General features: G+C 55.1%; 8 protein-coding genes. 4 read left to right on the top strand and 4 right to left on the bottom strand.

What is annotated here, in order from left to right:
- Positions 1-63: 63 nt before the first annotated feature.
- On the bottom strand, positions 64-2,190 hold the full coding sequence (locus tag FBR45_RS00760) for a S46 family peptidase (protein ID WP_138498415.1): 2,127 nt from the start codon (positions 2,188-2,190) through the stop codon (positions 64-66).
- Positions 2,191-2,280: 90 nt separating this feature from the next.
- Positions 2,281-3,621, bottom strand: coding sequence for an NAD(P)/FAD-dependent oxidoreductase (locus tag FBR45_RS00755; RefSeq protein ID WP_138498413.1), 1,341 nt, complete (start codon positions 3,619-3,621; stop codon positions 2,281-2,283).
- A 213-nt stretch (positions 3,622-3,834) separates the two neighbouring features.
- On the opposite strand from FBR45_RS00755, the gene FBR45_RS00750 reads away from it, so the two are divergent.
- Complete coding sequence (locus FBR45_RS00750; RefSeq protein WP_138498411.1) at positions 3,835-6,273, top strand: TonB-dependent receptor; 2,439 nt, start codon at positions 3,835-3,837, stop codon at positions 6,271-6,273.
- 2 nt (positions 6,274-6,275) lie between these two features.
- Positions 6,276-7,229, top strand: a complete 954-nt coding sequence (locus FBR45_RS00745) for a DUF4249 domain-containing protein (protein ID WP_138498409.1) — start codon at positions 6,276-6,278, stop codon at positions 7,227-7,229.
- Between the two features lie 79 nt (positions 7,230-7,308).
- Here FBR45_RS00745 and FBR45_RS00740 read toward each other — a convergent pair whose 3' ends face one another.
- Entirely contained in the window at positions 7,309-8,406 is a 1,098-nt protein-coding gene (locus tag FBR45_RS00740) for a chorismate mutase (RefSeq protein WP_077923739.1), read from the bottom strand.
- Positions 8,407-8,681: 275 nt separating this feature from the next.
- Between FBR45_RS00740 and FBR45_RS00735 the strand changes: the two genes are divergently transcribed.
- Positions 8,682-9,902, top strand: a complete 1,221-nt coding sequence (locus FBR45_RS00735) for a proline dehydrogenase family protein (protein ID WP_138498407.1) — start codon at positions 8,682-8,684, stop codon at positions 9,900-9,902.
- A 112-nt stretch (positions 9,903-10,014) separates the two neighbouring features.
- Positions 10,015-10,818 carry a lipoprotein signal peptidase gene (locus tag FBR45_RS00730; protein ID WP_138498405.1) on the top strand — a complete coding sequence of 268 codons (804 nt, stop codon included), beginning with the start codon at positions 10,015-10,017 and terminating at the stop codon, positions 10,816-10,818.
- 17 nt (positions 10,819-10,835) lie between these two features.
- Here FBR45_RS00730 and FBR45_RS00725 read toward each other — a convergent pair whose 3' ends face one another.
- Complete coding sequence (locus FBR45_RS00725) at positions 10,836-12,422, bottom strand: hypothetical protein (protein WP_138498403.1); 1,587 nt, start codon at positions 12,420-12,422, stop codon at positions 10,836-10,838.
- Between the last annotated feature and the right edge of the window lie 32 nt (positions 12,423-12,454).

Genomic DNA, 12,454 nt, shown 5'->3' with positions numbered 1-12,454 from the left:
ACGGCTGCAGCATCCGGGTCTGACCAGGTTTATGGCCCCAGGGGCCCATTCAATTCGTATGCTTTATTTCCTGGCTTTGGCCGCCGGGGGGGCAGGCGCGCCCGTGAGTTCGCCGATCAGCCGGTCCGCTTTGTAGATGTAGCGCATGGCCGCTACCATACCGCCCGCGTGGACTGAGATGCTACGATTGCGGTCGGGCACGAAGATAAACTCACCCGGCAGGCTTTCCAGATTACCGTCGAACACCAGCCCAACGGCCTCCCGGTTTTTATTGATCATCGGACTACCCGAGTTGCCACCGATGATGTCATTGGTCGAGATAAAACACATGGGCTCTTTCAGCAGTGCCATGGGCGGGTTTTTCCAGCGGGCGGGCAGGTTCCAGGGCGCTTTGTCGCCGAATGAATAGTTGCGGTCGTACAGACCGGCAAAGGTCGTAATGATCGGTGCCTGCGTGCCGTTGTACGGGTATCCGCGCACTACGCCGTCGTTGATCCGCAGCGAGAACGTAGCATCGGGTGGCACAGCCGACCCATAAACGGCATACAACATGCGGCCAAGCTGCCCCCGCAGCACTTCCTGCCGCTGACTGATCTGGCGGGCCTGACGGGCAGCGGCCAGATAACGCGGAAAGCCAATGCGGGCCAGTACCAGCATGGGGTCGTTCGACGCACCGATGGCTCCGGGCCGCGTACGCAGCTCCTGCACAAAACCCGGATCGTTCAGTTTGGTGGTCTTCAGCAGGTAAGCCGCGGCCTCTTTGGGCGACCGCCCGTTCAGGGCGGCTTTTACGTACGGGTCGTCAGTACCCAATCCCGCTTGCGCTTCGGCCAGGTGAGCCGCCAGGTAAGCCTCTTCCAGCGCCGAATTCCTGACCACCGGCGATACCACCAACGAACGCGCCCGCTCCGCATCCTGCGGGCGCGACGTCAGCAGTTCGTTATACTGGGTAAGCACGTTGGCAAAGGTCAGTAATTCACCCATGGTACGCTCGCTGGGACCGAGGAAATTGGCATCGTTGAACAAGCCGCGCAGCTGGGCCGTATTGGCCGCCAGCTCGTCCCAGGTTTTGAGCTGGTCGGCCGGCAGGTTTTTGGCCTGGGCCGCGGCTTTGAACTGCTTCTCGAACGACGCCTTTCGGGCCATCAGTACCGGGTCGCGCAGGCCGGCCAGTTGACCACCGTAAGCTTTCAGGCTGTTTTCGTAGCTGAAGATCTCATTCAGGACGCTATCGTTTTTGGCGGTGGCGTTATAGGCCTGCAGGGCGTTAGACCGGTTCCGAATAAGCTGAATCGTGGCCGGTGTCTGAAAATCGCGGTCAAACTCAAGTTCGGCCACGGTCTTCAGCCGCTCCGTATGGCCCGGATTACCGATCACGAAGATGGGCTCGCCATCGCGTACCCCGTTGGTGTTGAACTTAAAAAAATGACTCGTTTTCAGGGGCTTGCCATTATCGTACACCCGAAAAAAGGAACAATCGAGGGCGTAACGCGGATAGGTGAAGTTGTCGGGATCGCCCCCGAAAAAGCCTAGCTGCAGCTCGGGCATAAACACCAGCCGAACGTCTGTGTAGCGTTTGAAGCCATACAGCGCATAACGGCCACCGTTATAGAATGTGATGGTTTGCAACTCGAGCCCTTTCCAGTTGTCTTTATTGATATACTCGGCCTTTATGTCCGAAAAGACCTGCTCGCGTGCTTCCAGCTGCCCCTGCCCCGAACTCACCGCGCTCATGGCCTGCTGAACCCGGCTGGTGATGTCTTCGATCTGAACCAGCTGGTCGACAAACAGGCCTTCGACCGGCCGCTCTTCGGTCAGGGTTTTGGCATAAAAGCCCGTTGCGTTCAGGTCTTCGCCTTTTCGCTGTACGCCCGTACCGGACTCGCGCGCGCAGTGGTGGTTGGTCATAACCAGCCCGTTGGCCGACACAAACGAAGCCGAGCAGTAATCGGCAAACCGCAGCGAGGCCAGTCTGGCTTCATCGAACCACTTCTGATCAGCCGTGAAGTTGTAGGTTTTCTGAAAATACGCGGTGGGGGGCGCGTCGAATGTCCACATCTTACCCAGGTCGAGCGGCCCACCGGCGGTGTCAGCCTGGGTCTCCAGCGCCGACTGGGCAAAGGTGGCCGTCAGCAGGCCCGTTAGCAAAAGGCCCGACAGCACAACCGGGCGTAGGTGTTGTTTTCGCATCAGCAGTATTATATAAGAAAACAAATATAAACACCCGCCAGCATGTCTCGATGAAGGCGTGCCAGCGGGTGTATCTGAAAACGGATTGGATCAGGCTACTTCGTTCTTCAACATGATCTCGTTCGCCACCTTATCGTCTTTTCGGATAAACGGTCTGATAATAAGCCGCGTACCCCGCTGGTAAGTAAAGAGCCGGTACATCCAGTTGCTGAACACAATCAGCTTGCTCCGGAAGCCGACCAGGTACCAGATGTGTACGAACAGCCAGGCCATCCAGGCAATGAACCCACCGAGATGAATATTGCCCGGCAGATCGGCCACCGCCCGACTGCGGCCGACGATAGCCAGCGAGCCTTTGTCGAAGTACTCGAAGGGTTCGGTTGGTTCATTCTTCAGCATCCGGCGCAGGTTTTTAGCCAGGTGGTTGCCCTGCTGAATGGCGGGTTGAGCCACGCCCGGATGCCCTTTCGGCCATTTTTCGGTCTTCATGAACGCAATGTCGCCGATGGCAAATACGCCGGTCAGGCCCTGCACCCGGTTGATGGGGTCGACCAGAACACGTCCCCGCTCGGTCGACTCGGCCGGGATACCTTCAATCAGGGCTCCCGTTACGCCCGCTCCCCAAACCAGCGTCTGGGTCTTGATCTGCTCTCCGCCTTTGAACGTAACCGTTTGGCCGTCGTAACTCTCGACGAGTGTGTTGAGCTTGACAATAACGCCCAGTTCTTCGAGGTAGCGTTGCGCTTTCAGACCTGCTTCGTCCGACATGGGTGGCAGTACCTTACCCATGCCTTCAACCAGGTAGATGTTCATCTGGCTGAAGTCGAGACCCGGATAATCGGCGGGCAGCACGTGCTTGCGCATCTCGGCCAGCGAGCCAGCCATTTCGACCCCCGTCGGTCCACCCCCGGCAATGACAAAATTCAGCAGACTCTGCCGTTCCGATGGTTCGCGGGTGATGCTGGCCTGTTCGAAGCATTGCAGAAACTGGCTCCGGATGTTGAGCGCTTCGGGCACCGTTTTGAGCGGAAACGAATACTTCTGGATCTGCTCATTGCCAAAAAAGTTTGATTTGGAGCCCGTCGCTACGACCAGATAATCATACGTAAGATCACCAATGAGCGTTGTAACAGTCTTGGCCGCCGGATCTATTTTGTTGACCCGCACCATTCGGTAATGAAAGTCGGTATGTTTATCGAACATTTTCCGGAACGGCTCCGAAATAGCATCGGCCTCCAGACCGGCCGTAGCCACCTGATACAACAAAGGCCAGAATCCATTGTAATTCTGCTTGTCGAACAGCACCACCTGCACATCGGCGGTGCGCAGGCTTTTGGCCAGGTTCATCCCGCCAAACCCTCCGCCGATAATAACGACGCGGGGTTTGGTTGTATCGGGTATATTCAGTGACAGTTTATCGTATTGCAGCATCTTGAGTAAATCGTTTTCTTCTGACGGCTCCCGTTGTTACTAGACCTCGTAATCAGCCTTTTTGTTCGGATTTGGAGCCTGAATTGATCCTCTATCTCTATAACAAAGTTTTTATTAATAAATGTTAATTCCTGGATGCATTGATCAGCTCTTACAACCTTTGATCCGGCTTTAGTATCAACCCAGCATCCTTTACCTGCTCAGCTCAGACTCATGCGTTATCAGTTCTACCTTTTCATTTGTTTATTTCCCTGGTCTGCGCTCCTGGCGCAGGCCCAGCCCAGCGGTCCACGGTCGGGCGTTACCGTGAGCGGATACGTACGGGAAGCCGGTAGTCGGGAAGCCCTGATTGGCGTCAACATTTATTTACCAGGCAGCGCTATCGGCACCACGACCAACACCTACGGCTTTTATTCCCTCACGCTGCCGGCTCAGGACAGCATCAAACTGGCGTTTTCGTTTGTCGGCTACGAACCCCTGACGCGGGTCGTCGGTCTGCGGCAAAATTCCAGCCTCGACGTACAGCTCACCCCCGGTCAGGCTCTGTCGGAGGTAAGCGTTGTGGCCAGCCGCACCGACGAGCGGGTGAGTGAAAGCGCGCAGATGAGCCGGATCGATGTGCCGGTTTCGCAGATCAAGAAAATTCCGGCTTTTCTGGGCGAAAAAGATGTGCTGCGCGTGCTGCAGCTGATGCCCGGCGTACAAAAAGGTTCAGAAGGACAAACCGGCATCTACGTGCGCGGGGGCGGACCCGATCAGAACCTGATCATTCTGGACGAAGCCACCGTTTACAACGCCAACCACCTGTTCGGGTTTTTCTCGGTATTCAACGGCGATGCGCTGAAGAGTGTTGAACTGACCAAGGGAGGTTTCCCGGCGCGGTATGGAGGGCGGCTATCGTCGGTAATTGATCTGAACATGAAAGACGGCAACCGCGACAAGCTGCACGGCGAAGGCGGCATCGGACTCATATCCAGTCGGCTAACGCTCGACGGTCCGTTTACGAAGAACAAGAAAGGATCGTTTCTGGTATCGGGCCGACGCACGTATCTGGATGTGGTAGCGGCTCCGCTGATTCGGGCGCAAAGCGAAGGCGAAACCAATGCGGGGTACTATTTCTACGACTTCAACGCTAAAGCCAATTACGAATTTAGCCCCAAAAATAAGGTTTATCTGAGCGGGTACTTCGGCCGCGACCGCTTCTACGCCCGCGATACCGGCGAAGGAACCGATGTCGGCATTGGCTGGGGAAACGCCACGGGTACCCTCCGCTGGAACCACCTCGTCAACCAAAAGCTGTTTTCCAATCTATCGCTCATTTACAGCGACTACGAGTTTAAGATTTCGTCAGATGAGCGGGGCAGCAGCAACAATCTGAACACCTCGCTCCGCTACAGCTCGGGCATCCGCGACCTCTCGGCTAAGCTTGATTTCGATTATTACCCCTCGCCAAAGCATTCGGTCCGGTTTGGTACGCAGACTATCTTTCACCGGTTTACGCCCAGCGCCGTGGTGGTACAAAACAGCCTGATCGACCAGTTTACCCGGAATGTAGAGGCCATTGACGCCATTGAGTCCGGCCTCTACGCCGAGGACACCTGGCGGCCTAACGAGCGGTGGCGCATAAACGGCGGCCTGCGACTGAGCCTGTTTGCGCAGGGAACCGCCAACTACCTGCGACCCGAACCCCGGCTGTCGGCCTCGTACCAGCTGCGGCCGGGCTTGTCGGCCAAGGCTTCGTACGCCATCATGAACCAATACATTCATTTGCTCAGCAATACCGGTATCGGCCTGCCTACCGACCTGTGGGTACCTACTACAGACCGCATCGCCCCGCAGCAGTCGAGCCAGGTAGCGGTAGGTATTGCCAACGATTTTACGGACAATTTCGTACTGGGTAAGGGGTTCGCCCTAACGGTGGAGGGGTATCACAAAACCATGCAGAACATCATCAACTACCGCGAGGGGGCCAGCTTTCTGCTCATTGACGACCCCACCTCGGCCGAACGCGTACGGTGGGAAGATAACGTTACAGCCGGCCGGGGCTGGTCATACGGAGCCGAAGTTTTGCTACAACGTAAAACCGGCCGACTGTCGGGCTGGCTCGGCTATACACTCTCCTGGACCCAGTGGCAGTTTGCCGAGCTGAACGCCGGAAAGCCCTTCTTTCCTCGCTACGACCGGCGACATGATGTATCGGTAGTGGGTATTTACGAACTCAGCAAGCGCGTGACCCTGTCGGGTACCTGGGTCTATGGTACCGGCAATGCCCTCACCGTGCCCGTGGCCAACTACCGCGCCTTCCGGCATCAGCCTGGTCTGCAAACCTTTTTTGGCCCGAACGGAGTCCCATCGCCGATTGCTCCTCTTTTCGATTATGGATCTGATGTCAGTGACTACGGCCAGCAGAAAAACAGCTTCCGGGCCGAAGCGTACCACCGTTTCGATGTATCGATCCAGTTTCATAAGCAGAAAAAGCACCACGAGCGAACCTGGGAGTTCAGCCTCTACAACGCCTACAACCGCCGAAATCCATTCTTCTACCAGCTCGAATCGGTCAGTCAGGGCCAAGGCCAGCCCAGCCGAACGGCCCTGTTCCGGTATTCTGTTTTTCCCGTTGTTCCGTCGTTCAGCTATAACTTCAAGTTCTGACCATGAAATTATCTGTCTTATTTTATACTAGTCTGCTGAGCGTTCTGCTGCTGGCAGGCTGCGACAGCCTCCGGCAGGAGGTAGAGCCGAAAGGAATTACCCAGCAACCGGAGAAACTGGTAGTTACCTGCTTCATTTCTCCCCAGGATTCGGTACTGGTAGCCCTGGTGACGCGCTCTTTGCCCATACTAGGCACCACTAATCCGATCATCACCCCCACCTCGGTCAAGGACGCCACCGTAACCCTTTCGGATGGCAGCCAAACAATCACGATGATCGGTACAATTGGACGGCTGCCTCTGATAGCCTACGATTACCGCGCCGACGCCCGTGAGATGCCTATTGTAGTTGGAAAAACGTATACCTTAACTGTTAGCGTGCCCGACGGCCGGCAGGTTACCGCTACCTGTACAGTGCCGGGCCCGGTACCCATAGAGCAGGTCGTGCTCGACTCCAGCATCACCAACGAGTTTGGCCTGACCACCAAGAATTACCACGCCCGCCTGCGCTGGCGCGACCCGGCCGGACAACCGAACTATTACCGGGTGGCGGGCGATAACGAGTACACCTACAGAAGCCAGTATGTACCAACGCCGGGTGGCCCTGTTAAGGATACGCTCATCAAAACGCGGTCGGGCTGGACGTTCAACAACGGCTCTACCACTACCGATCTTGGTCGCGACGGGCAGGAGATTGTATCGCAGCGGGCGCGGCTGGCTATTGCCTACTCCTGGACAAACGGTCAGCAGCAGGTAAGTCGGCCTACGGGCCCCATAAACGCCTATCTGCTCAGCGTCGATGAAAACTACTACCGGTACCACGATTCGGTAGAACGCCAGAACGAGGTAGGCGGTAATCCATTTGCCGAGCCCGTACCCATCCAGACCAACGTTCAGGGTGGACTGGGCTGCTTCGGTGCCTACAATCAATCCACGGCCTCCGTAACGTTCAAATAAAAAGAGAGCGTCCTGATCGAAAGAGCTAGCGTTGCAGCATTCTTTCGATCAGGACGCCCCCCTTGATTAGCTACCTGACTTAAACCGCCTGGTTGTTCATCACTTCGGTCTGTTTCCGAATAGACTCCATGTGAATGATCTTGTAAATCTCTTCGACCAGCTCAGGGTACAGACCCAGCCGCTGGCCCAGTTCACCACGGGTTTTCAGAATTTCTTTCCAGCGATCGGGCTGAAACAGGGTTACGTTGTTGTCGCGTTTGTACTCGGCGAGCCGCTCAACCAGCGCCATACGGGCCGCCAGCATCTCAACGATTTGCCGGTCTACGTTATCGATATTCCGACGGGTCTGGTCAGCCACGCTGTTAAACTCAGTGCTGGGCGACTCAACCTGGCGAATTTGCAGGTGGTCGAGCATGTCGCCAAAAGCGGCTGGTGTCAGTTGCTGGGCTGCATCACTCCAGGCATTATCCGGATCGATATGCGACTCAACGATCAGACCATCGTAGTTGAGGTCCATCGCCATCTGCGCCAGTTCGTTTAGATAAGCCCGTTTGCCAGCCATGTGGCTCGGGTCACCAATGATTGGCAGCTGCGGGAAGATCGACTTCAGTTCGATCGCCATCTGCCACATCGGTACGTTGCGGTATTTGGTAGCCTCACCCGTAGCAAAGCCCCGGTGAATGGCACCGAGCTTCGAAACACCAGCACCGGCAATCCGCTCGAACGCACCCACCCAAAGGGCCAGATCGGGGTTAACCGGGTTTTTCACCAGTACAGGTACATCGACACCCCGCAGCGCGTCGGCAATTTCCTGTACGTTGAAAGGGTTCACCGTGGTGCGGGCGCCTACCCACAGGATATCAACACCATATTTCAGGGCCAGCTCAATATGCTCGGGGGTCGCTACTTCAACCGCAAACGGTAGCCCTGTTTCCGCTTTGGCGCGTTGAATCCAGGGCAGAGCGGCTTCGCCCATTCCTTCAAAACTTCCTGGCCGGGTCCGGGGCTTCCAAACGCCAGCCCGGATAACATGAACCGCATCCAGCTGTTTTAGCTGACGCGCGGTTTCAACAAGTTGTTCTTCGGTCTCGGCGCTGCACGGACCGGCAATAATGAGGGGCTTGCCGTTGGTCTCAATCCACGATTCAAGCGGCTCTACGGCTAAATCGACTTTCATAATGACGCGTAATCTGGAGGTAATATGGATACTCTATCGGGAACTTTTCAATGCTATTTTGTGGTATATTTGCAGAGGGAATCGGCTGTTTGTCAAGCTGGTTCCTTCATTTGTCTTATCACAGGTTAAGTTTCTCGAACAAGTCGCGCCGGTGAGTTTAACCGTTTGACCGAAATTTCGTTTTATATTTCGGTCGTGTTAACCGACACGCACCTAACGCTATGGACGTAGCACCGCCAAAACGGAGCATTAATATGTCGAACCGAAGTAATCTAATGCCGGAAACCGCTGAGCGGGTCACGGGCGTGAAACTGGACGAATCCCGGCCAGTCTCTTTTGAAGACACTTCGATTGCTTTTTCCTGCCAGTCGGACTTCAAACTCCGAAAAACGTACTGGCTGTTTGCGTTGATGAATAAGGGATGGCTGGTAAATATAGGGACATTTTTCATAAAGATTGCCCTGCGCTTACGGCTTCCCATCAAATTCCTCATCAAAAACACGATTTTTGAGCAATTCTGTGGAGGTGAGAGTATCAACGATTCTGAACGTACCATCAGGCACCTCCAGAAGTACCACGTCGGAACTATCCTCGATTATTCAGTTGAAGGGGAAGAAACCGAAAAAAGTTTCGACGAGACAACACTCGAAATTCTGCGCACGATAGAACGCGCCAGCGAATCCTCCGACATTCCGTTCTCTGTCTTTAAAATTACCGGCATTGCCTCTACTGAACTGCTCGAAGCAGTTCAGATCGGTGACTCGCTGAATAAAGACCAGAAAGCTGAATTTGACCGAGTGCTGAAGCGGGTCGATACCCTGTGCCGCCGGGCTCATGAGCGGAATGTCCGCATCTTTATCGATGCGGAAGAAAGCTGGATTCAGGACACCATCGACACACTGGCCTACGAAATGATGGATCGCTATAACCACGAGCGGCCCGTCGTTTACAACACCTACCAGATGTACCGCTGGGAGAGCCTGGAACACCTCCGGCGTGATACCGAAGAGGCCCGTGCCAAAGGCTACTACCTGGGTGTTAAGTTGGTTCGGGGTGCTTATCTGGAGAAAGAACGGCTCCGGGCTCATGAAGAAGAATACCAGGACCCGATCCAACCCACCAAAGAAGATACGGATCACGATTTCAACGCAGCCATCGATTTCTGCCTGGAAAACCGCGACATCGTTTCTATCTGTCTGGGTACGCATAACGAATACAGTTGTCAGTACTGCGTGCAGCATATGAAAGACTACGGCATTGCCCCCGGCGATCCGCATATCTACTTCGCGCAGCTGCTGGGTATGAGCGACAACATTTCGTATAACCTTGCTAATTCAGGTTACAACGTAGCTAAATACGTGCCTTACGGGCCGGTAGAAGCCGTTATGCCTTACCTGTTCCGCCGGGCCGACGAGAATAAGTCGATTGCCGGTCAGAGCAGCCGCGAGTTTATGCTGATCAGTAACGAGTTGAAGCGCCGGAAAGGCTGCAAATAAGTATTTGTACGGTCAGTCAGTGTCTGCCCGCAGCTACTGACTGACCAGCCGCAAGGCTAAACAGGCACAGCAGGGTGGTTTTACGCTCCGGTGCTGTGCCGTACTTTTTTATATGATTCGTAAGAACCCGTTTAAGTTTTTTCTACTGACGCTGGTGCTGATTGCGCTCGATCAGGGTGTCAAATTAGCCGTTCACCATTATATGGCTCCGGGCTTTGCGGGTCAAATTAAAGTCGTTGGCGACTGGCTAAAACTCCATTATGTACTTAATCCCGGCATGGCCTTTGGCATGCAGCTGGGCTACGAATATGGCAAGCTGCTCCTGAGTGTGTTCCGGCTATTTGCCATGGTTGGCATCGGGTACTACCTGGTCCATCTCGCCCACCGGGGGGCGCCAAATGGCCTGCTGTGGGCCATGTCGATGATTCTGGCGGGTGCTGTTGGTAACGTCATCGACAGTACGTTCTACGGTGTTTTTCTGAACAACGCGCCCTACGGCTCACCCACCCCCTGGTTCCACGGCCAGGTTATCGACATGATTTTCGTTGATGTATGGGAGGGCTTTATCCCAGAGTGGGTCCCGATCTGGGGCGGTCAGTACTACTCGACCCCAATTTTTAACATTGCCGACTCGTGCATATTCATTGGGGTCTGTCTGATCCTGTTTTTCCAGCGCCGTTTCTTCGGCGAACCACCCCTGGAAGATAACCTCCTGCCCGCTTCGGGCCCGGATGCTACGGAAGCAGCCGTATTGCCTATGGCAGAAGTGCAGGAAGAGGCCGATCAGCCAACTACGCCAGCAGTCGGCGACGTAACCGACCAACCGGCTTCTACAGACCCGCTTCCGGACGAAGTCGATCGGCCCCAGCCTAAACCGGCTTCGGTAACCCAGGACGAATCGAAACCGACCGAATAACCTGCTGCCAGCTCCAGCTATTGCGTTTCGTCCAGCGGCTGGAAATCCTTGAACGTCCGCTTGATGGCTTTGTCGTTGGCTTCTTTCTTGCTTTGCCAGTTGGCATCCAGCTCAAGGGCAACCAGTCCGTTCAGACTCATTGAGTTCCGGAAATCATCCAGCTTTTTCACGAACTCGCCGGTTCGGCGGGTCGATTTGAGCGCAAACTCCCGCGCAAACACCTCGCCTTTATTCTGTAGTTCGGCCCGCTTGCCCAGCACGTAGTTGTAGCGGTCGAGCAGGTCTTTCATCGACTTTCCAATTACTTCGGTGGCCTCCAGAGTACCCATGGTCAGCACCGCCGTCCCCCCGACGGCCGATACCAACCGCCCTGTGTTCTGCGTTTCCTTACTCGTACTGGCGCCAGTTACAGCCGGTGTGACCCCGGTTACCGCTCCAAGCGAAGCATTGGCCACTGATCGGTTCCGTTTACCGCTTTTGGCTTTCCGATAGTCGCGCTTCAGCTGCTCTTCTTTCTCGCCCAGCTGCTCAACCAGCCCCCAGGCCTGCACCAGCAACTGCCGGTACTGAGCGTAATAATACCGGTCTTTTTCAGCTTCGTTGACGGCATTGAAGACGGTAAACGTGATCCGCCGTTCTTCCCGATTCTGCGATTTATCGAGCACGTAGAACGTGACCTGAACATCCAGCGAATCGTAGGGGTCTTTCACAAAGTCATAGCCCGGTTGCCAGATGAACTCATATTGGTTCTCGGTATTCTTGACCAGCGCACTCTTCGGAATATTCTGATTATCGGAGAGGAATCCGAAGGTTGCCACATCGTCTTCGCCGTTGGGATCCAGCAACGAAAACTTCAGGTTCACGGTCGCGTTTTCGCGCATCCGATAGTGCGTTTGCTTAGGAATAACAGCGATATCGGGCGGCAGGTCCATCTGGGTTACCTCAACCTTCAGCCGACCTTTGGTACGGGTTTTGGCCGGCTGATCCTCAACCCAGAACTCAATGTACTGCGGGTTCTGTTTGAGCCGGCTAAACTGGTTAAACGACAAGGTCCACGACAATTCGCCCTGCGACGTCAGTTTACTTCCTTCGGGCATCTGATCGGGAATCGGAATAAAGACGAGCGGATCGCCGTCATCATCGCGCACAAAATCAGAGTTGAGGTTATAGGTGTTGGGCGTCCGGTACCGCACGTAGAAAGGCCGCATAGCGCCCACAACCGGCGGACGATTGACGTGGAGTACTTTGAACTCAGCCTGCTGGGTAGCGACCTGCCCGCGATTGTTGCGAACCTCAAACGTAACCGGATACAACTTAGCCGACTGCACCCGATCGGTCAGGTCGTAGCTGGGTGTCCAGCTAAAATGGCCGAGCGAGTCGAGCTGCATACCATCCTGCTTGTCAGGTCCGAACGAAAAGACAAGCGTATCCTGAGCCGAACCAGTAGCTTTCAGGTCAAACCGCACGGTACTTCCTTCCGGTACTACGTTCCAGTTGGGCTGTGTTGGTAAAACCAGTTGTATTGATTTGGTATCCTGAGCATGAGTGAAGGTGGCCTGAAGAAGACCCAGCAACCCCGCTCCGATACTGGCAAGACGGTTCATAGGCAATGGATAAATGACAATCTATCTGGAAA

This window comes from Spirosoma lacussanchae, assembly GCF_005870035.1.
Classification (GTDB): Bacteria; Bacteroidota; Bacteroidia; order Cytophagales; family Spirosomataceae; genus Spirosoma; species Spirosoma lacussanchae.
This window is presented reverse-complemented; position numbering and strand designations above follow the sequence as displayed.